General features: G+C 62.6%; 19 protein-coding genes. 13 read left to right on the top strand and 6 right to left on the bottom strand.

All coding sequences use genetic code 11. From position 1 onward, the window contains the following. Nucleotides 1–68: 68 nt before the first annotated feature. The 3 genes from I9018_RS02275 to rpmE form a co-directional block, all read right to left on the bottom strand. Complete coding sequence (locus tag I9018_RS02275; protein WP_068576296.1) at nucleotides 69–1,337, bottom strand: malic enzyme-like NAD(P)-binding protein; 1,269 nt, start codon at nucleotides 1,335–1,337, stop codon at nucleotides 69–71. Nucleotides 1,338–1,524: 187 nt separating this feature from the next. Beyond that, a complete protein-coding gene (locus I9018_RS02270) occupies nucleotides 1,525–2,310 on the bottom strand; it encodes a thermonuclease family protein (protein ID WP_241108636.1) in 786 nt (261 codons plus the stop codon). A gap of 41 nt (nucleotides 2,311–2,351) precedes the next feature. Continuing rightward, on the bottom strand, nucleotides 2,352–2,573 hold the full coding sequence (gene rpmE, locus I9018_RS02265) for a 50S ribosomal protein L31 (RefSeq protein ID WP_011058815.1): 222 nt from the start codon (nucleotides 2,571–2,573) through the stop codon (nucleotides 2,352–2,354). Between the two features lie 277 nt (nucleotides 2,574–2,850). Between rpmE and I9018_RS02260 the strand changes: the two genes are divergently transcribed. The 10 genes from I9018_RS02260 (at nucleotide 2,851) to I9018_RS02215 (ending at nucleotide 15,759) form a co-directional block, all read left to right on the top strand. Further along, a complete protein-coding gene (locus I9018_RS02260; protein WP_068576299.1) occupies nucleotides 2,851–5,070 on the top strand; it encodes a primosomal protein N' in 2,220 nt (739 codons plus the stop codon). Nucleotides 5,071–5,251: 181 nt separating this feature from the next. Then, entirely contained in the window at nucleotides 5,252–6,988 is a 1,737-nt protein-coding gene (gene argS / locus I9018_RS02255) for an arginine--tRNA ligase (RefSeq protein WP_241108635.1), read from the top strand. 1 nt (nucleotide 6,989) lies between these two features. Then, nucleotides 6,990–7,697 carry an SPOR domain-containing protein gene (locus I9018_RS02250; protein ID WP_068576304.1) on the top strand — a complete coding sequence of 236 codons (708 nt, stop codon included), beginning with the start codon at nucleotides 6,990–6,992 and terminating at the stop codon, nucleotides 7,695–7,697. Between the two features lie 195 nt (nucleotides 7,698–7,892). Then, nucleotides 7,893–8,423, top strand: a complete 531-nt coding sequence (gene hslV / locus I9018_RS02245) for an ATP-dependent protease subunit HslV (protein ID WP_007968352.1) — start codon at nucleotides 7,893–7,895, stop codon at nucleotides 8,421–8,423. Nucleotides 8,424–8,501: 78 nt separating this feature from the next. Further along, nucleotides 8,502–9,845 (top strand): ATP-dependent protease ATPase subunit HslU, encoded by a 1,344-nt coding sequence (hslU, locus tag I9018_RS02240; protein WP_068576306.1) that lies wholly within the window; start codon nucleotides 8,502–8,504, stop codon nucleotides 9,843–9,845. Between the two features lie 139 nt (nucleotides 9,846–9,984). Then, nucleotides 9,985–10,362: a DUF971 domain-containing protein gene (locus I9018_RS02235; protein WP_068576308.1), complete on the top strand. Its 378-nt coding sequence runs from the start codon at nucleotides 9,985–9,987 to the stop codon at nucleotides 10,360–10,362. A 256-nt stretch (nucleotides 10,363–10,618) separates the two neighbouring features. Next, nucleotides 10,619–12,298 carry a class II poly(R)-hydroxyalkanoic acid synthase gene (phaC, locus tag I9018_RS02230; protein ID WP_068605710.1) on the top strand — a complete coding sequence of 560 codons (1,680 nt, stop codon included), beginning with the start codon at nucleotides 10,619–10,621 and terminating at the stop codon, nucleotides 12,296–12,298. A 127-nt stretch (nucleotides 12,299–12,425) separates the two neighbouring features. Further along, the gene (gene phaZ, locus I9018_RS02225; RefSeq protein WP_068576316.1) at nucleotides 12,426–13,286 is read left to right on the top strand and encodes a poly(3-hydroxyalkanoate) depolymerase; all 861 of its coding nucleotides are present in this window, start codon (nucleotides 12,426–12,428) and stop codon (nucleotides 13,284–13,286) included. Between the two features lie 108 nt (nucleotides 13,287–13,394). Next, nucleotides 13,395–15,077: a class II poly(R)-hydroxyalkanoic acid synthase gene (gene phaC / locus I9018_RS02220; protein ID WP_241108634.1), complete on the top strand. Its 1,683-nt coding sequence runs from the start codon at nucleotides 13,395–13,397 to the stop codon at nucleotides 15,075–15,077. 61 nt (nucleotides 15,078–15,138) lie between these two features. Continuing rightward, the gene (locus I9018_RS02215; protein WP_068589298.1) at nucleotides 15,139–15,759 is read left to right on the top strand and encodes a TetR/AcrR family transcriptional regulator; all 621 of its coding nucleotides are present in this window, start codon (nucleotides 15,139–15,141) and stop codon (nucleotides 15,757–15,759) included. Nucleotides 15,760–15,828: 69 nt separating this feature from the next. Here I9018_RS02215 and I9018_RS02210 read toward each other — a convergent pair whose 3' ends face one another. From I9018_RS02210 to I9018_RS02200, 3 genes are all read right to left on the bottom strand, one after another. Continuing rightward, the gene (locus tag I9018_RS02210) at nucleotides 15,829–16,647 is read right to left on the bottom strand and encodes a phasin family protein (protein WP_241110102.1); all 819 of its coding nucleotides are present in this window, start codon (nucleotides 16,645–16,647) and stop codon (nucleotides 15,829–15,831) included. 10 nt (nucleotides 16,648–16,657) lie between these two features. Next, entirely contained in the window at nucleotides 16,658–17,080 is a 423-nt protein-coding gene (locus I9018_RS02205; protein WP_083235673.1) for a phasin family protein, read from the bottom strand. Between the two features lie 202 nt (nucleotides 17,081–17,282). Beyond that, complete coding sequence (locus I9018_RS02200) at nucleotides 17,283–17,558, bottom strand: polyhydroxyalkanoic acid system family protein (RefSeq protein WP_241108633.1); 276 nt, start codon at nucleotides 17,556–17,558, stop codon at nucleotides 17,283–17,285. A 155-nt stretch (nucleotides 17,559–17,713) separates the two neighbouring features. Here I9018_RS02200 and ubiE point away from each other — a divergent pair, with 155 nt between their 5' ends. The 3 genes from ubiE to ubiB are packed head-to-tail and all read left to right on the top strand — an operon-like array spanning nucleotide 17,714 to nucleotide 20,708. Further along, nucleotides 17,714–18,484, top strand: a complete 771-nt coding sequence (gene ubiE, locus I9018_RS02195; protein ID WP_068589310.1) for a bifunctional demethylmenaquinone methyltransferase/2-methoxy-6-polyprenyl-1,4-benzoquinol methylase UbiE — start codon at nucleotides 17,714–17,716, stop codon at nucleotides 18,482–18,484. Beyond that, nucleotides 18,484–19,107: an SCP2 domain-containing protein gene (locus I9018_RS02190; RefSeq protein WP_241108632.1), complete on the top strand. Its 624-nt coding sequence runs from the start codon at nucleotides 18,484–18,486 to the stop codon at nucleotides 19,105–19,107. The genes ubiE and I9018_RS02190 overlap by 1 nt, the downstream gene beginning before the upstream one ends. After that, nucleotides 19,104–20,708, top strand: a complete 1,605-nt coding sequence (gene ubiB / locus I9018_RS02185; protein ID WP_241108631.1) for a ubiquinone biosynthesis regulatory protein kinase UbiB — start codon at nucleotides 19,104–19,106, stop codon at nucleotides 20,706–20,708. The genes I9018_RS02190 and ubiB overlap by 4 nt, the downstream gene beginning before the upstream one ends. Nucleotides 20,709–20,762: the final 54 nt, after the last annotated feature.

Below are 20,762 nucleotides of genomic sequence, written 5' to 3'. Positions count from 1 at the left end.
CCGCTTGAAGCTTGAAACTTCCCCATAAAAAAACCCGGCTCGATGGCCGGGTTTTTTATGGGCTGCAATTAGCCGTTGAACACGTCGTTCACGCTTTTGAGCGGATAGTTCTTCGGATACGGCAGGGTGGCCACGCCAGTCTCGATGGCGGCCTTGGCCACGGCATCGGAGATCACGGTGATCAGGCGGGCATCCATTGGCTTGGGAATGATGTACTCACGACCGAACGCCAGCGCCTGTCCGCCGTAGGCATCGCAGACTTCCTGAGGCACTGGCAGCTTGGCCAGGTCCTTCAGGGCGATGGCCGCCGCGATCTTCATCTCTTCGTTGATGCGCTTGGCGCGAACGTCCAGGGCACCACGGAAGATGAACGGGAAGCCCAGTACGTTGTTCACCTGGTTCGGGTAGTCCGAACGGCCAGTGGCCATGATCACGTCGTCGCGAGTGGCATGGGCCAGCTCCGGGGAGATTTCCGGATCAGGGTTGGAGCAGGCGAACACGATCGGGTTCGACGCCATGGACTTCAGGCCTTCGGCGCTCAGCAGGTTCGGACCGGACAGGCCAACGAACACATCGGCACCCTTCAGGGCGTCGGCCAGGGTGCGCTTGTCGGTAGCGTGGGCGAACACTGCCTTGTACTGGTTCAGGTCGTCACGGCCGGAGTGGATCACACCGGTACGGTCAACCATGAAGATGTTCTCGATCTGCGCACCCATGCTCACCAGCAGCTTCATGCAGGAGATGGCGGCAGCACCGGCGCCCAGGCAGACGATCTTGGCATCGGCCAGGGTCTTGCCGGCGATTTCCAGGGCATTGATCATCCCGGCCGCGGTCACGATGGCGGTACCGTGCTGGTCATCGTGGAATACCGGAATGTCGCACTGCTCGATCAGGGCGCGCTCGATCTCGAAGCACTCAGGCGCCTTGATGTCTTCCAGGTTGATGCCACCGAAGGTGATGGAGATGCGCTTGACGGTATCGATGAAGGCTTGCGGGCTTTCGGAGTCGACTTCGATGTCGAACACATCGATGCCGGCGAAACGCTTGAACAGTACGCCCTTGCCTTCCATCACCGGCTTGGAGGCCAGCGGGCCGAGGTTGCCCAGGCCCAGAATAGCGGTGCCATCGGAAATGACGGCAACCAGGTTGCCTTTGCCGGTGTACTTGTAGGCCAGCTCCGGGTCGCGAGCGATTTCACGTACCGGTTCGGCTACGCCGGGGCTGTAGGCCAGCGCCAGATCACGAGCGGTAGCAGTGGCCTTGGTGAGCTCGACACTCAGCTTCCCTGGACGAGGATTGGCATGATATTCGAGAGCGGCAGTTTTCAAATCAGACATGTGGGCATTCCGCTTTTACTGTTGGACAGACGGACCGCCGAGGATACGCGTGTCGCATAGTCCCCACAAGACTGGCCAGTCACCCCTGTCAAGGCCCGTAGCCTACGACTTTGGGCCAAGAGCCGCGGCCCGCAAGGCCTTCAACTGTTCACAATCCAAATAAAAAATGTCTACAATTTATTCGTCATCAGAGCAATCTCAGCATCGAAGGGTCTTTGATCGAGATCATCCAGCGCGCAAGCGGCAGCGAGGAACGCCCCCGCTGATGACGATCCACAACCCAGCCACGAGCCTCGACGCGGCGCCCGACAAGGCCTTTGAGCCGCTCAGGGGGGAAGCGGCCACGGATATTGGGTGCAATGCGTAATACAACCGCCCCATGCAATGTGATCCAAACCCCGTTGCGATTACGTTTCACCCCACTTACCCGCCCGCTCAGCACGGCAAAACCCGAGGAGCGAATCTGCTCCGGTTTCAGTACAGGCGAACGCCGCCAAAGCCCTAGCCTGGCCCTGCGCGCATGGTTTTCAGCAGCTTGCTGGCAGGCGACCAATGCGACATTCGGCGCCAGGGCGATATGGTAGGCGAGCCCCTCGGCAATCAACCGGGCTTCGAAGTTCACGCCATTGGCGCCATAGACATGGGCCAGGGTCCGCCCATAGCGATCGAACCTCTCGCGACCGGGCACCAGGCCAACCCGACCACCATTGTGCGCGACCAGTTGCTCCAGGCGCCTACGTGCCGCCACGGCCAACGGCTCGGCCAAACGTCCCTTTGCGGCCAACTCCGGTGCATTGAGGCCGATCATGCGTACGCTGCGGCCGTCCTTGAGACGCAGGGTGTCACCGTCCACCACTCGCGCCACCACCGCAGGAGTCAATGACGCCGGAGCCGGGGCTGGGCAAAACGCCTGGGCGGCTGTCAGCCAAATCGCAGGCACAAAAAAGGCGCCCACTAGGGACGCCTTTTTCATCAGCGAGGAAAGTCGGTATCGGCTTTCCAGAACGATCAGCCTCAGGCCTTTTTCGTTGCGCCGAAAGCACCGAAGCGCGACTTGAACTTGTCGACACGACCGCCAACGTCCAGAGTCTTCTGCTTACCGGTGTAGAACGGGTGGCACTCGTTGCACACGTCCAGGCTCAGAGGCTTGGCCAGGGTGGAGCGAGTTTCGATGACGTTACCGCAGCTGCAAGTAGCGGTAATGGCTTCGTATACTGGATGGATATCGGCTTTCATGATGTATTCCTCAGGCTAGCGTGCCGCCACCCAACACTATTGTTGAATACCGCACGAATTAGGGCGCGGATTCTACCAGACCCCATCAATCGCGCAAGAGATCCTGACTGCCCTCCATCAGAAAAACCCTCCACCACCTTGACAGCCCGCGCCGCCCCCTACCCGGAATCGACAGCCTGCACCCGTGAACAGGTGCCCACGCTTGTGCAGGACACCCCTGCGCTCGTCTGTTAGGCTCCAAAACCTACCGACTGCCCGCCCTGTGAGACCTCCCCGCGTGCCCGACGCCATCCTGCGCCTAGCCCTGCCTTCGCCCTTGCGCCGCTTGTTCGACTACCGCGCCCCAGCCGGGGTACTGCGCAGCCAGTTGCAACCAGGCATGCGCCTGCGAGTGCCATTTGGGCGCAGGGAAATGATCGGCATCCTGGTCCAGGTAGCGGATCACAGCGAAGTCCCGGCGGAAAAGCTCAAGCCGGCCCTCGCCCTGCTGGACCCCACCCCACCGTTGCCAGCAGCCCTGTTCAAGCTGTGCCTGTGGACCGCCCAGTACTATCAGCACAGCCTGGGCGACACCCTGAGCTGGGCCTTGCCGGTGCTGCTGCGCCAGGGTGAGCCGGCCGAGGCCCGCCAGGAACGCTTCTGGTCGGTCGCGCCCGGCGCTCGCCTCGACGATCCGCGAATAGCCCGTGCCCCCCGCCAGCGAGAAGCCCTGGCCACCCTGGCCCAACACCCCCACGGCGTCCCCCATGCGCTCTTGAGCAAGCTGATGCTGAGCAAGGACAGCCTGGACCTGTTGCTGGCCAAGGACCTGGTGCAGATAGAGGTACGCAGGCACGCCCCTGGAGCACGTCACGAACACTGGCTGGCCCAGCCGGAACTGCCGCTCAACAGCGAACAACGCGCCGCGTATGAAGCGATCCGCGCCGGGTTCGACAGCTACCATGCCTTCCTCCTGGCAGGAGTCACCGGCAGCGGCAAGACCGAGGTCTACCTGCAACTGATCCGCGAAACCCTGGAAGCCGGCAAGCAAGCCCTGGTACTGATCCCGGAAATCAACCTCGGCCCCCAGACCCTGGCCCGCTTCGAACAACGCTTCAATGCGCGTATCGCCCTGCTGCACTCGGCGGTCAATGATCGTGAGCGCCTGGACGCCTGGCTGGCGGCCCGGGACGGCGAGGCCGATATCATCATCGGCACCCGCTCGGCGCTGTTCACCCCGATGAAGAATCCCGGGCTGATCATCATCGACGAGGAGCACGACGGCTCCTATAAACAGCAGGAAGGCTTGCGCTACCACGCTCGCGACCTGGCCCTGGTCCGCGCCCGCCAGGAAGACATCCCGATCGTCCTGGGCTCGGCCACCCCATCCCTGGAAAGCCTGCATAACGCCTACACCGGCCGCTATGGCCTGCTGCGCATGAATGAACGGGCCGGCGGTGCAAAACCACCGCGTTTCCTGCGCCTGGACGTCAAGAGCCGTCCACTGGACAGCGGTATTTCCGGGCCCATGCAACAAGCCATCGGCCAGACCCTGGCCGCCGGGCAACAGGTCCTGGTGTTCCTCAATCGCCGCGGCTTCGCCCCGACGCTGCTGTGCCATGACTGCGGCTGGATGTCCGAATGCGAACGCTGCGACGCCCGCATGACCGTGCACCAGCGTTCGGGCGAACTGCGTTGCCATCACTGCGGCCATGTGGAACGTGTGCCACGGCATTGCCCACAGTGCGGCAAGGTCGACCTGCGGCCAGTGGGAGCCGGCACCGAACGGGCAGAGGAGCGCCTGGCCATCCTGTTTCCCGACTACCCGGTACTGCGGGTGGATCGCGACAGCACCTCGCGCAAGGACGCGATGAACCAGCTGTTCGCCACCATCCAGAAAGGCCATCCGTGCATCCTCGTCGGCACGCAGATGCTGGCCAAGGGTCATCACTTCCCCCGGGTCACCCTGGTATCGATCCTGGATGCCGATGGCGGCCTGTTTTCCGGGGACTTTCGCGCCAGCGAACGCATGGCACAACTGATCGTCCAGGTAGCGGGACGCGCAGGGCGCGCCGAAGAGCCCGGCAAGGTGATCATCCAGACCCACCTGGCCGACCATCCGCTGCTGGTACAACTGACCGAGCAAGGCTACTTCGCCTTCGCCGAGCAGGCCCTGAGCGAACGGCGCAGCGCCGGCCTGCCACCTTTCGCCCACCTCGCACTGCTGCGCGCCGAGGCCCACAAGCCAGGCCAGGCCGAGGCTTTCCTGGACGAAGCCTGCAGCGAAGCCGAGCGCCTGCTGGCCGAACAGGAGCTGGGCGGCATCGAGCTGCTGGGGCCTGTGCCCGCCCCCATGGAGCGCCGGGCCGGACGTTATCGTGCTCAACTGCTGCTGCAAGCCAGCGCCCGGGCCCCGCTCCACCGCCTGTTGAGCAGCTGGCTGCTGGCCCTGGAGCAGATGCCTAGCGGGCGACAAGTTCGCTGGTCGCTGGATGTGGACCCCGTCGACCTGTACTGACAGGCCAACTGCAGCCCCTGGTTTAAGCAGCAAGCAGAACCTGCCGATCCTTGCTGCTTGAAGCCTGGTGCCTGCCACTCACCCCCCAGAGGTTGGCAACCCGCCCCTGGCAACGGATAATGCCCAGTTTTTCCACCTGCGCATCGAAGCGCCGCCGCGCCAGCGGTCGAAAGAGAAGACCATGAAAGACACCATTCGCCAGCTCATCCAGCAAGCCATCGCCCAACTCGTCGCCGAAGGTGTGTTGCCAGAAGGTCTGGCGCCGGCGATCCAGGTCGAGAACACCCGCGACAAGACCCACGGCGACTTCGCCAGCAACATCGCCATGATGCTGGCCAAGCCCGCCGGCATGAAGCCTCGCGATCTGGCGCAAAAGATCATCGCCGCCCTGCCGGCCGACGAGAACCTGAGCAAGGCGGAAATCGCCGGCCCAGGCTTCATCAACTTCTTCCAGAACACCCAGGCCCTGGCTGCCCGCCTGGACGCCGCCCTCGACGACGCCCACCTGAACGTGCGCAAGGCCGGCCCGGCACAACGCACCGTGATCGACATGTCGGCGCCCAACCTGGCCAAGGAAATGCACGTCGGCCACCTGCGCTCTACCATCATCGGCGACGGCGTGGCACGGGTCCTGGAGTTCCTCGGCGATACCGTGATCCGCCAGAACCACGTGGGCGACTGGGGCACCCAGTTCGGCATGCTGATGGCGTACCTCGAAGAAAACCCCATCACCAGCGACGAGCTGTCGGACCTGGAGAACTTCTACCGCGCCGCCAAGCAGCGCTTCGACGAGTCCGAAGCCTTCGCCGATCGCGCTCGCAGCCTGGTGGTCAAGCTGCAGGCCGGCGACCCGGACTGCCTGGCCCTGTGGAGCAAGTTCAAGGACATCTCCCTGTCCCACTGCCAGAAGATCTACGAGCTGCTCAACGTCAAGCTGACCATGGCCGACGTGATGGGCGAGAGCGCCTACAACGATGACCTGATCAACGTGGTCAACGACCTCAAGGCCCAGGGCATGCTGGTGGAAAGCAATGGCGCCCAGTGCGTGTTCCTCGACGAGTTCAAGAACGCCGAGGGCGAGCCTCTGCCAGTGATCATCGTCAAGGCCGGCGGCGGCTACCTGTACGCCACCACCGACCTGGCCGCCGTGCGCTACCGCAGCGGCAAGCTCAAGGCCGACCGCGCCCTGTACTTCGTCGACCAGCGCCAGGCCCTGCACTTCCAGCAAGTGTTCGCGGTGGCCCACAAGGCCGGCTTCGTCACCCATCCGATGGACATGGAGCACATGGGCTTCGGCACCATGAACGGCGCCGACGGCCGCCCGTTCAAGACCCGTGATGGCGGCACCGTGAAGCTGATCGACCTGCTGACCGAAGCCGAGGAGCGGGCCTACGCCCTGGTGAAGGAGAAGAACCCGCAACTGGCAGAAGCCGACCTGCGCCGCATCGCCAAGGTGGTGGGCATCGACTCGGTGAAGTACGCCGACCTGTCCAAGCACCGCACCAGCGACTACAGCTTCAACTTCGACCTGATGCTCAACTTCGAAGGCAACACCGCGCCCTACCTGCTGTACGCCTATACCCGTGCTGCCGGCGTGTTCCGCAAGCTGGGCAAGGACTTCAGCCAGGTACAGGGCAAGATCGAACTGCACGCCGCCCAGGAACTGGAGCTGGCGGCACGCCTGGCGCAGTTTGGCGAGACCCTCAACAACGTCGCCGAAAAAGGCACCCCCCACGTGCTGTGCAGCTACCTGTACGATGTGGCCGGGCTGTTCTCCAGCTTCTACGAAAACTGCCCGATCCTGGCAGCCGAGACTCCCGAGCAGATGAATAGCCGCCTGCGCCTGACCGAGCTGACCCGGCGTACCCTCAAGCAAGGTCTGGAACTGCTGGGCCTCGAAGTCCTGGAGCAAATGTAAGTTGGCTGCCAAGAAAAAACCTGCACCCAAGCGTGGCGCCAGCCGTTACCAGCCTCCGGCCAAGAAGCCGATTCCGGGCTGGTTGTGGTTGGCCATCGGCCTGACCATCGGCGCCTTCATCGTGTTCCTGATGAAGCTCGAGCCCGGCAAGGGTGGCGACAGCGTCAAGCGCGAGAAAATCGAGCAGCAGAAAGCCACCAAGATTGCCGAGGCCAACAAGACTCCGCCCAGCCCACAGCAGCCGGTGAAGCCCAAGTACGACTTCTATACGCTGCTGCCGGAGTCGGAAGTCATTGTGCCGCCTGAAGCCGTACCGGAAAAAACCCTGCCGACACCACAGGTGCCGCCAGTGCCAACTACCCCGGTAACCCCGGCGGAAGCGGCGAAGATCGATACTGCCCGGGCCCAGGCCGCCCTCGCCGGCATCACCCCGCCACCAGCGCCCCCCGTGGCCAAGGCGGCTCCGGTCACCAAGTTCTTCCTCCAGGCCGGCTCGTTCCGCAAGGAAGCCGATGCCGACAAGGTGCGCGCGCAAATCATCCTGCTGGGGCAGTCGGTCTCGGTCGAGTCCGGCACCGTCAAGGAGGAGACCTGGTACCGAGTACTGGTCGGCCCGTTCAGCAACCGCGAGCAACTGACCGTTGCCCAGAAGCAACTGGCAGGCGCCGGCTTCAGCAACCTGCTGTTACAACAGCGTCAAAGCCGCTGACACCCTATGGCGAAGGAGTTCGCTCCCTCCGGGCCGCCTCGCGGCCCCAGGGTTCCCCCCAAACAGCCGCTATCCCTTCCTCCCGGGACGCCCCACCACTCGTCTCTCTCCACACATTGCAGTTGAAAAACCTCGCACCACCCCCATATGAGTTTCCATCTGGGCACTTTCGCCCCGCTGCGTGGAGACTTCCCCTTGACCACCATCGTTTCAGTCCGCCGCCACGGCAAAGTCGTCATGGGCGGCGACGGCCAGGTTTCCCTTGGCAACACCGTGATGAAAGGCAATGCGAAGAAAGTTCGCCGCCTGTACCACGGCCAGGTCATCGCAGGCTTCGCCGGGGCCACCGCCGATGCCTTCACCTTGTTCGAACGCTTTGAAGGCCAGCTGGAAAAACACCAGGGCCACCTGATCCGCGCCGCTGTCGAGCTGGCCAAGGAATGGCGCACCGATCGCTCCCTGAGCCGCCTGGAAGCCATGCTGGCCGTGGCCAACAAGGATGCATCCCTGATCATCACCGGCAACGGCGACGTGGTCGAACCTGAAGACGGCCTGATCGCCATGGGTTCCGGTGGCGCCTACGCCCAGGCGGCTGCCAGCGCCCTGCTGAAAAAGACCGACCTGTCGGCTCGCGAGATCGTCGAGACCGCCCTGGGTATTGCCGGCGACATCTGTGTATTCACCAACCACACTCAAACCATCGAGGAGCAGGATCTCGCGGAATAAGCCTGTTCCGGCTCGGGCCTGCCGCCAGGCGGCAGGCGTGCCACGGCATTCATTCCTGCTTGAGAACCGCCAATTACTATGTCCATGACACCCCGCGAAATCGTCCACGAACTCAATCGCCACATCATCGGCCAGGACGACGCCAAGCGCGCCGTGGCCATTGCCCTGCGCAACCGCTGGCGGCGCATGCAACTGCCTGTCGAGCTGCGGGCTGAAGTCACCCCCAAGAACATCCTGATGATCGGCCCTACCGGCGTGGGCAAGACCGAAATCGCCCGCCGCCTGGCCAAGCTGGCCAATGCACCGTTCATCAAGGTCGAGGCCACCAAGTTCACTGAAGTGGGCTACGTGGGCCGCGACGTCGAGTCGATCATCCGCGACCTGGCCGACGCCGCGCTGAAGATGCTTCGCGAGCAGGAAATCGTCCGTGTGCGCCACCGCGCCGAAGACGCCGCCGAGGACCGCATCCTCGACGCCCTGCTGCCCCAGGCCCGGGTCAGCAGCTTTGCCGAGGAAGCCGCGCAGACCAGCAGCGACTCCAACACCCGCCAGCTGTTCCGCAAGCGCCTGCGCGAAGGGCAGCTGGACGACAAGGAAATCGAGATCGAAGTCGCCGAGAACATGGGCGTCGAGATCGCCGCGCCACCTGGCATGGAAGAGATGACCAACCAGCTGCAGAGCCTGTTCGCCAACATGGGCAAGGGCAAGCGCAAGACCCGCAAGCTGAAGGTCAAGGAAGCACTGAAAATGGTGCGCGATGAAGAAGCCAGCCGCCTGGTCAACGAGGAAGAACTCAAGGCCAAGGCCCTGGAAGCCGTCGAGCAGCACGGCATCGTGTTCATCGACGAGATCGACAAGGTGGCCAAGCGCGGCAATGTCGGTGGCGCCGATGTCTCCCGTGAAGGCGTGCAGCGCGACCTGCTGCCGCTGATCGAAGGCTGCACCGTCAACACCAAGCTGGGCATGGTCAAGACCGACCACATCCTGTTCATCGCCTCCGGCGCGTTCCACCTGAGCAAGCCGAGCGACCTGGTGCCTGAACTGCAAGGTCGCCTGCCGATCCGTGTCGAACTCAAGGCCCTGACTCCAGAGGACTTCGAACGCATCCTCAAGGAACCGCACGCGTCCCTGACCGAACAGTACTCTGCGCTGCTCAAGACCGAAGGCCTGGACATCGAGTTCGCCGACGAAGGCATCAAGCGCCTGGCGGAGATCGCCTACCAGGTCAACGAGAAGACCGAGAACATCGGGGCTCGTCGCCTGCATACCTTGCTCGAGCGCCTGCTCGAAGAGGTCTCGTTCAGCGCCGGCGACCTGGCCAGCGCCCACAGCGAGGAGCCGATCCGCATCGACGCGGCCTACGTCAACAGCCACCTGGGTGAGCTGGCACAGAACGAAGACCTGTCCCGCTACATCCTCTAAGCGCCAAGCTGCGAGCTGCAAGCGACAAGCTGATTCGCGTCGCTTGCAGCAACGCTTCGCTACTGTTTTATCCGCGATGGCTTGAATCTCCCTGCTCGTAGCTTGAAGCTTGCAGCTTGAAGCTCAAGAGAGAACGCCCATGGCCCGCCTGCCCACCGGCATCAACCTGCACAAAGCCTCCAAGACCCTGACCCTGACCTACGGGCCGGACGAGGTCTACCACCTGCCTGCGGAATTCCTGCGGGTGCATTCCCCCTCCGCCGAGGTCCAGGGCCACGGCAACCCCATCCTGCAATTCGGCAAGCTCGGCGTCGGCCTGAGCAAGATCGAAACGGCCGGCCAGTACGCACTGAAATTGACCTTCGACGACGGTCATGACAGCGGACTGTTCACCTGGGATTACCTGTACCAATTGGCACTGCGCCAGGACGACTTGTGGAGCGACTACCTGGAGCAACTCAAGGCCGCTGGAAAGTCCCGTGATCCGAACGAGTCTATCGTCAAGCTGATGCTCTAGCTCAAGCCTCTGGCTGTTTAGAGGGCATTTTCTAATTCCATCTGTTTGAATGCAGGGCTGCATGGTCAATGAATGGCCTGCTTGCGAAAAAAAATAAACTCGGGTAACCAATGGATCTGGCAGGTTCCCTGCAGAGCTTTCGGAACATAGAAGCAGCGGTGCGCAAATAACGGTCACCCGAGCAGTAGTACCGGCATCGTGCTGTGTAACTGCACAGCAAGCCCGGTACTCGTCTCAGGACAATGGAGCGTCGTAGATGAGTAACAAGAATAACGATGACCTGAAACGCCAAGCCTCGGAGAACACCCTGGGGCTCAATCCGGTCATCGGCTTGCGTAGAAAGGATCTGCTTACCTCTGCTCGAATGGTGCTTGCCCAGGCCATCAAACAACCCATCCACAGTGTCAAGCACGTTGCCCATTTCGGCGTCGAACTGAAGAACGTGATGTTCGGCAAGTCGAGCCTGCAACCCGAAAGCGACGACCGCCGGTTCATCGACCCGGCATGGAGCCAGAACCCTCTGTACAGGCGTTACCTGCAAACCTACCTGGCGTGGCGCAAGGAGCTTCACGACTGGATCGGCAATAGCAACCTCTCCGAACAGGACATCAGCCGCGGGCACTTCGTGATCAACCTGATGACCGAAGCCATGGCCCCGACCAACAGCGCGGCCAACCCCGCCGCGGTCAAGCGCTTCTTCGAAACCGGCGGCAAGAGCCTGCTGGACGGTTTGTCCCACCTGGCCAAGGACCTGGTGCACAACGGCGGCATGCCCAGCCAGGTCAACATGGACGCCTTCGAAGTGGGCAAGAACCTGGGCACCAGCGAAGGTTCGGTGGTGTTTCGCAACGATGTGCTGGAGCTGATCCAGTACCGGCCCATCACCGAGCAGGTGCATGAGCGCCCGTTGCTGGTGGTGCCGCCGCAGATCAACAAGTTCTATGTTTTCGACCTCAGCCCGGACAAGAGCCTGGCGCGCTTCTGCCTGCGCAACAACGTGCAGACCTTCATCGTCAGCTGGCGCAACCCGACCAAGGCCCAGCGCGAGTGGGGCCTGTCCACCTACATCGAGGCCTTGAAGGAAGCGGTCGACGTAGTGACCGCCATCACCGGCAGCGAGGATGTGAACATGCTCGGCGCCTGCTCCGGCGGCATCACCTGTACCGCGCTGCTAGGGCACTATGCGGCACTGGGCCAGAAGAAGGTCAACGCCCTGACCCTGCTGGTGAGCGTGCTCGACACCACTGTGGACACCCAGGTCGCACTGTTCGTCGACGAGCAGACCCTGGAGGCCGCCAAGCGCCACTCCTACCAGGCTGGCGTGCTCGAAGGCCGTGACATGGCCAAGGTTTTCGCCTGGATGCGGCCCAACGACCTGATCTGGAACTACTGGGTCAATAACTACCTGCTGGGCAACGAGCCGCCGGTGTTCGACATCCTGTTCTGGAACAATGACACCACGCGCCTGCCTGCCGCGTTCCATGGCGACCTGATCGAGATGTTCAAGAACAACCCACTGACCCGGGCCAATGCCCTGGAAGTGTGCGGCACGCCGATCGACCTGAAGCAGGTGAGCGCCGACATCTTCTCGCTGGCCGGTACCAACGACCACATCACGCCGTGGAAGTCCTGCTACAAATCGGCGCAACTGTTCGGCGGCCATGTGGAGTTCGTTCTCTCCAGCAGCGGGCACATCCAGAGCATCCTCAACCCACCGGGCAACCCCAAGGCGCGCTACATGACCAGCTCCGAGATCCCGGACTGCCCCGACCAATGGCAAGAGAACTCGGTCAAGCACACCGACTCCTGGTGGCTGCACTGGCAAGCCTGGCAGGCACAGCGCTCTGGAGAACTGAAGCCGGCACCCGAGACCCTGGGCAGCAAGAAGTACCCGGCAGGCGAGGCATCGCCGGGCACCTACGTCCACGAACGCTGATCGGGCCTCGAGCACGGCGGTACCAAAAGTGCCGCCAAGCCCTATTCTTGATATGAGGCCTGGCCTCGGGAAATCCGGAGCGCGCCAGCAAGGGCGTCTCCAACGGTTCAATTCACAGGGCTATGGCATGCCACACTCTTTCATCTTCCGTACCGTCGACCTGGATGGCCAGACCATCCGCACCGCGGTACGTCCCGGCAAGCCTCACTTGACGCCATTGCTGATCTTCAACGGCATCGGCGCCAACCTGGAGCTGGTGTTCCCCTTCGTCCAGGCCCTGGACCCGGACCTGGAAGTCATCGCTTTCGACGTGCCCGGTGTCGGCGGCTCATCGACACCGAGCCGGCCCTACCGTTTTCCGGGCCTGGCCAAGCTCACCGCGCGCATGCTCGACTACCTCGACTATGGCCAGGTCAATGCCGTCGGCGTGTCCTGGGGCGGGGCCCTGGCCCAGCAGTTCGCCTACGACTACCCCGAGCGTTGCAAGAAGCTGGTACTGGCAGCCACCGCCGCCGGCGCCTTCATGGTTCCCGGCAAACCCAAGGTGCTGTGGATGATGGCCAGCCCACGGCGCTACGTGCAGCCCTCCCACGTCATGCGTATTGCACCGTTGATCTACGGCGGGGCCTTCCGCCGTGACCCGAACCTGGCGGCCGAACATGCGGCGAAAGTGCGTTCGGCCGGCAAGCTGGGCTACTACTGGCAACTATTCGCCGGAGTGGGCTGGACCAGCATCCACTGGCTGCACAAGATCCACCAGCCGACCCTGGTGCTGGCCGGCGACGACGACCCGCTGATTCCCCTGATCAACATGCGCATGCTCGCCTGGCGCATCCCCAACGCCCAGTTGCACATCATCGACGACGGCCATCTGTTCCTCATCACCCGGGCCGAGGCCGTCGCCCCGATCATCATGAAGTTCCTCCAGGAGGAGCGGCAGCGGGCAGTGATGCATCCGCACCCGTTGCCAGTACACCCGGCCAAATAAAAGAGCTCTGTCGACAGGACCGTCGCGCGCAGGAAGGGCCAGGACCGACTATGTTATCTGTCTTGAATTGGTCTGCTTGTTGGTGGTTTGACGAAGGAGTGTTGACTCATGCAAGACAAGCCTGCGCAGGGTGCGCTGCCCGCCCCTGCAACCTATATCACGGCACAAAGCGCGATTACCGGCTTGCGCGGCCGTGACCTGCTTTCCACCTTGCGCAGCGTCGCGGCCCATAGCCTGCGCAACCCATTGCACAGCGTCCGCCACACCCTGGCCCTGGGCAATCAGTTGGGTCGGGTACTCCTGGGCGAGACCCTGCACAAACCCAACCCCAAGGACAACCGCTTCACCGACCCGGCCTGGAGCCTCAACCCCTTCTACAAGCGCGGATTGCAGGCCTACCTGAGCTGGCAGACACAGGTCCGGCACTGGATCGACGACAGCGGCATGGACGAGGACGACCGGGCTCGTGCGCACTTCGCCTTCTCCCTGTTCAACGATGCCGTGTCTCCCTCCAATACGCTGCTCAACCCGCTGGCCATCAAGGAGATCTTCAACACCGGCGGCAACAGCGTGGTGCGCGGTATCGGCAACCTGGTGGATGACCTGCTGCACAACAACGGGCTGCCCAACCAGGTGACCAGGCACGCCTTCGAAGTCGGCAGGAACCTGGCCGTTACCCCAGGCTCGGTGGTGTTTCGCAATGAGCTGCTGGAACTGATCCAGTACCGCCCCATGAGCGAGAAGCAGTACGCCAAGCCGCTGTTGATCGTGCCGCCGCAGGTCAACAAGTACTACATCTTCGACCTCAGCCCGACCAACAGCTTCGTCCAGTACGCGCTGAAGAACGGCCTGCAGGTGTTCATGGTCAGCTGGCGCAACCCGGATGTACGGCACCGCGAGTGGGGCCTGTCGAGCTATGTCGAAGCGGCCGAGGAAGCCCTGAATGCCGCGCGCTCCATCAGCGGCAGCCGCGAGGTCAACCTGGTGGGCGCCTGCGCCGGGGGCCTGACCATTGCCGCCTTGCAGGGCCACCTGCAGGCCAAGCGGCAGTTGCGCCGGGTGTCCAGTGCGACCTATCTGGTGAGCCTGCTGGACAGCCAGCTGGACAGCCCGGCGACCCTGTTCGCCGACGAGAAGACCCTGGAGGCCGCCAAGCGCCGCTCCTACCAACAGGGCGTCCTGGACGGCCGTGACATGGCCAAGGTATTCGCCTGGATGCGGCCCAACGACCTGATCTGGAACTACTGGATCAACAACTACCTGCTGGGCAAGGAGCCGCCGGTGTTCGACATCCTCTACTGGAACAACGACAGCACCCGGCTGCCGGCCGCCCTGCACGGCGACCTGCTGGACTTCTTCAAGCACAACCCGTTGAGCCATGTCGGGGGGCTGGAGGTATGCGGGACCCCGATCGACCTGCAGAAAGTCACCGTGGACAGCTTCAGCGTGGCCGGGATCAACGATCACATTACCCCCTGGGATGCGGTCTATCGCTCGACCCTGCTGCTGGGTGGCGAGCGACGCTTCGTGCTGTCCAACAGCGGACACGTCCAGAGCATCCTCAATCCACCCGGCAACCCCAAGGCCAATTACGTGGAGAACCCCAAGCTGAGCAGCGACCCGCGAGCCTGGTACTACGATGCCGAGCATGTCGACGGCAGTTGGTGGGGCCAATGGCTGGCCTGGGTCCAGGCACGTTCGGGAACGCAGCGCGAATCCCTGGCCACATTGGGCAACCAGAAGTACCCCCCCATGGAAGATGCCCCTGGCACCTACGTACGCGTGCGCTGAAACGCCTTGCCCTTCGGCTCCAGAGCGGAGCCGCACCTAAACGGACCGACAAGAAGTCAGGATGAAGACCCGCGACCGGATACTCGAATGTGCCCTGCAGTTGTTCAACCAGAAGGGCGAGCCCAACGTCTCCACCATGGAGGTAGCCAATGAAATGGGGATCAGCCCCGGCAACCTCTACTACCACTTCCACGGCAAGGAGCCATTGGTACTCGGCCTGTTCGAACGCTTCCAGAGCGAACTGACGCCGCTGCTGGACCCGCCGTCCAACGCACAACTGGAGGCGGAAGACTACTGGCTGTTCCTGCACCTGATCGTCGAGCGCCTGGCCCACTACCGCTTCCTGTTCCAGGACTTGTCCAACCTGGCCGGACGCCTGCCAAAGCTGGCCAAGGGCATTCGCAACCTGCTCAACGCCCTCAAGCGTACGCTCGCCTCGCTGCTGGCCCGGCTCAAGACCATGGGGCAGTTGGTCAGTGGCACCCAGGCCCTGGGCCAGTTGGTGGAACAGATCACCATGACCTTGCTGTTCTCCCTGGACTACCAGCGGATTCTCGATCGCGAGGGCGAGGTTCGCCTGGTGGTCTACCAGATCATGATGCTGGTCGCCCCGCATCTGTTGCCACCGGCCAAGCTGGCCACGGAACAGATGGCCCTGCGCTACCTGGATGAACAGCAGTAACCCGGCTTTCTCCCGCCAATAAAAAACGCCCGGTCTTCGCAGGCCGGGCGTTTCTGCATCCTGATGGAATCAGGACTGGCTGCTTGGCGTCGCAGGGGTCGATGTGGCCGCTGGAGTTACCGCTGGAGCCGGTGCGGCAACGGAGTTCGCCGAACTGGCCGATACCGCTGGCGCTGCCGCGGCGGGCTTGGCCGCGACCGCAGGTTTGGCAGCGGGCTTCTTGGCAACTGGCTTTTTCGCCGCAGCGGGTTTGGCGGCAGGCTTGGCTGCTGCCGGTTTTGCCGCAGGCTTGGCGGCGGGTTTTGCTGCAACCGGCTTGGCTGCTGGCTTGGCCGCGGGCTTGGCGGCTGCGGTCTTGGCTGCAGGCTTGGCAGCAGGTTTCGCAGCCGCCTTGACTGCTGGTTTGGCTGCAGGCTTGGCCAGGGGTTTGGCCGCGGGCTTGGCGGCTGCGGGCTTGGCCGCGACCGGCGCAACCTTGGCACCTGTGAGCTTCTCGATCTGCTTGGTCAAGGTATCGACCTTGTCATGCAGCGCCTTCACTTCATTGCGGCTCGGGACGCCCAAGCGCGAAATAGCGCTGTTCAGGCGCTTGTCGAAAGCCCCTTCCAGCTCATCCCACTTGCCCAGGGCACGGTCCTTGACGTCGCTGATTCGCGACTTGGCCGAGTTCGCGGAGTCCTTGGCGGCATCGACTTTCTTGCCGACTACATTCTTGGTCAGCTTCTCGGCTTTCTCGCCATCCTTGACCAAGGATTCGAAAAGCTTGCTGCCGTCAGAGTCGATTTTCGAGTACACGCCTAAACCAGCAAGCCAAATTTTACGGGAGTACTCTTCGACTTTCCCGATCCACGAGCTGCCTTCTTTTTCAGTATTCTTTTTACCAGCCATCCCGTTCTCCTTAATGTTTACGCGCGACACGTTCGAGCAATGCAGTCAGCTCATCGAGCTTAGCAGAGAGTGTCTCAACGTCATGTTTAGACGGAATGCCGATGCGATTCAAGGCACTGGCGACGCGCGTATCAAAAGCCTTCTCGACTTTATCCAACTGCACTTCGACCCGGCCTTTAAGCGTGCTGACATCCCCCTTGACGCTATCTATCTGACTATTGGCCGCTTCAAGTTGTTCAGTGACAGCTTTTTTGCCTTTCTTTTCAACGGATTGACCTGCCTTGATCAACTCCTGAAAGTAATCGCTGCCTTCCTGGCCGACTTTGGCGTAGGCGCCCAGACCAGCCAGCCAGATCTTGCGGGCATAGGATTTGACTTCGCTCAGAGCAGTCGATCGAACATCAACTTTTTTCTTCAGAATTACTTTGGTCATGGTGCACCTCACGCGCAGAAGGTTTGAGGAACTGCCCTCGACAAGAGGGCTTGAGGCACAACCTAGAGAGAAAAATTAGAATCGGCACCCTAACGAATGCAATAAAACCCTGCGCGCAGGTTCCGCCAGTCAATCGGCGGGCGATGCGCCCCGGGCACCCTTGCAGTGCCCGGGCGCGCCGTCACCGGCGCAGGCAAAGGACTCAGGCCAGGGCCTTGTCCAGGGCCTTTTCGATCTCCGCCTTGATGGTGCCGCTCATGGCCGACATCAACATGCCCAGCTCCACATCGATGCGAATCGACTCATCGCCCACATGCACCGCGCCCTTGACCCCGGAGCGCTTGAGATTCAGCGTATCCCCCGTCCACTGCGGTTGCAGGCCGTATTGATCGGCAAGTTTCTGCGCCAGTTTATCGGCCTTCTCACGGGCAACCTGCTTACCCAGGCCATGGGCACGTTCAACACTAATACGGGCCATCTAAGGACTCCTGCTGTTTCGGGACTTGCCTGAAACATCTTGACCCTATGTGCGTCAAAACGTCCCGGCGGATGGCTATCTTACATTCAGGCTTGCCAAGACAAAGACCGCCACCGGCATTAGAATGTCCCGCATTCTCTTTTGGTGACAGCGATATGACTGACCAGCGCAAAGGCAGCGATGCCGAACCCACCACTCACTTCGGCTTCAAGAACGTTCCCGAGAGCCAGAAAGCGGAAAAAGTCGCCGAGGTATTCCACTCGGTAGCGGCCAAGTACGACCTGATGAACGACGTGCTGTCCGGTGGCATGCACCGCCTGTGGAAGCGCTTCACGATCGAGCTGTCGGGCGTTCGCCCCGGCAACCGCGTGCTGGACATCGCCGGCGGTACCGGCGACCTGACCAAGCGTTTCTCCCACCTGGTAGGCCCTACCGGCCAGGTCGTCCTGGCAGATATCAACGAGTCCATGCTCAAGGTCGGTCGCGACCGCCTGCTGGACCTGGGCGTGGCCGGCAACGTCGAGTTCGTCCAGGCCGATGCCGAAAAACTGCCCTTCCCGGACAACCACTTCGACTGCGTGACCATCGCCTTCGGCCTGCGCAACGTGACTCACAAGGAAGACGCCCTGCGCTCGATGCTGCGGGTGCTCAAGCCCGGTGGCCGGCTGCTGGTCCTGGAGTTCTCCAAGCCGACCAACGCACTGATGTCCAAGGTCTACGATGCCTATTCGTTCGCCTTCATGCCGCTGGCCGGCAAGCTGATCACCAACGACTCGGAAAGCTATCGCTACCTGGCCGAATCGATCCGCATGCACCCGAACCAGGAAACCCTGAAGTCGATGATGGTCGAGGCCGGTTTCGATCGCGTGACCTATCACAACATGACCGCAGGCATCGTCGCCCTGCACCGCGGCATCAAGCCCTGATGCTGCTCAGCGGCCTGCTCGCCAGCGTCGAGACCGGCATCAACCGGATGCTGCGCCTGGACAGCACGGCCTTGCCGCGCCTGCAGCACCTGACCGGCAAAGTGATCGCCGTGGACTGCCAGGGCCCGGCGCTGCAGCTGTTCATCCTGCCCAGCGATGAAGGCCTCATGTTGGCCTCGCGCTGGGCCGCCGATCCTGACTGCACCCTGCGTGCACCGGCCTCGAGCCTGGTGCGCCTGGCCCTGAGCAAGGACAAGACCGGTGTGCTGCACAGCCCGCAGGTCGAGCTGGAAGGTGATAGTGGCGTGCTGCTGGACCTGGCGGCCATTCTCCAGGACCTCGAGCTGGACTGGGAGTACGAACTCTCGCGCTGGCTCGGCCCGGTGGCGACCCAGCTGTTCAGTGGCCACGTGCGCAGTCGCGCACGCTGGTACCAGCAGGGATTCGCCAGCCTCAACCAGAACCTCGCCGAATTCCTCGCCGAAGAGTCGCGGACCCTGGTGGGTCAGCGCGAAGCCGAGGCACGCTTTCGCGAGCTGGACCAGGCCAAACTCGACCTGGAACGCCTAGAGGCGCGCTTCGAGCGCCTTTCCCGATCCCTTGACCCAAGCGATAACGCATGAAGCTGCTTGCCGTCCGCCGTCTGTTGCGCATCCAGCGCGTCGTGATCCGCTACCGCCTTGATGACCTGCTGTTTGCCCTGCCCCTGCCCTGGTTCCTCCTGGCCCTGCGCTTCGCCCTGCCGTGGCGTTGGTTCCCACGCAAGCCACTGGAGCTGAGCCGAGGCGCACGCCTGCGCCTGGCGCTGCAGGACCTGGGGCCGATCTTCATCAAGTTCGGGCAGATCCTCTCCACCCGCCGTGACCTGCTGCCGGAAGACATCGCCGACGAGCTGATGCTGCTGCAGGACCGGGTGCCGCCGTTCGACTCGAAAAAATCCGTGGCCCTGATTGAAGAACAGCTGGGCAAGAAGATCAGCGACGTGTTCAGCCGCTTCGACATCGAGCCCCTGGCCTCGGCCTCGGTCGCCCAGGTGCATGCCGCCAAGCTCAAGACCGGCGAAGAAGTAGTCGTCAAGGTGATCCGTCCGGGCCTCAAGCCGGTCATCGCCCAGGACCTGGCCTGGCTGTTCATACTCGCCCGGGCCGCGGAGAAGGTCTCCGCCGACGCCCGCCTGCTGCACCCGGTGGATGTGGTCAGCGACTACGAGAAGACCATCTACGACGAGCTCGACCTGCTGCGCGAGGCGGCCAATGCCAGCCAGCTCAAGCGCAACTTCGAAGGCTCGCCACTGCTCTACGTCCCCCAGGTCTACTGGGACTGGTGCCGGCCGAAAGTGCTGGTGATGGAGCGCATCTACGGGATCCAGGTCACCGACCTCGCGACCCTGGCCGACCAGCGCACCGACATGAAGATGCTTGCCGAGCGTGGCGTGGAGATTTTCTTCACCCAGGTGTTCCGCGACAGTTTCTTCCACGCCGACATGCACCCGGGCAACATCTTCGTCAGCACCGTACAGCCCTGGAGCCCGCAGTACATCGCCATCGACTGCGGCATCGTCGGCAGCCTCACCCCGGAAGACCAGGACTACCTGGCACGCAACCTGTTCGCCTTCTTCAAGCGCGACTACCGCCGCGTGGCCCAACTGCACATCGATTCGGGCTGGGTCCCGGCGGAAACCAAACTCAACGAGTTCGAAGCGGCGATCCGCACCGTTTGCGAACCGATCTTCGAAAAACCGTTGAAGGATATTTCCTTCGGCCAAGTGCTGATGCGCCTGTTCCAGACGGCCCGGCGCTTCAACATGGAAGTCCAGCCACAGCTGGTGCTGCTGCAGAAGACCCTGCTCAACATCGAAGGCCTGGGCCGCCAGCTGTACCCGGAACTGGACCTGTGGAACACCGCCCAGCCCTTCCTCGAGCGCTGGATGCGCGAACGTGTTAGCCCCAAGGCCGTACTGGGCAATATCCACAGCCAGATCGAGCAGTTGCCGCACCTGGCCAACATGACCCGCGACCTGCTCGAGCGCATGTCACAGCCCCATGCCGCCGATCCTCCAGCCCCCTGGAAGCGGCGCAAGGACGACTGGTTCCTGCGCCTGCTCGGTACCGCCCACCTGGGCGGCGGCGCGATCCTGGCCGCCGGCGGACCACTGCATGAGCTGGGACACTGGCCGGCTGGCATCATGATTGCGGTGGGCTTGTATCTGATCGTTCGCCGATAGCCAGTGGCGCGACCTGCTGGCAAACTGTCGAAATCGCCGAGGCATCACCAGCAG

The sequence above is a fragment of the Pseudomonas sp. MPFS genome (genome assembly GCF_022537035.1).
GTDB lineage: Bacteria > Pseudomonadota > Gammaproteobacteria > Pseudomonadales > Pseudomonadaceae > Aquipseudomonas > Aquipseudomonas sessilinigenes.
Note: the sequence above shows the minus strand (reverse complement) of the source record. Positions and strands in the feature narration are given on the sequence as shown.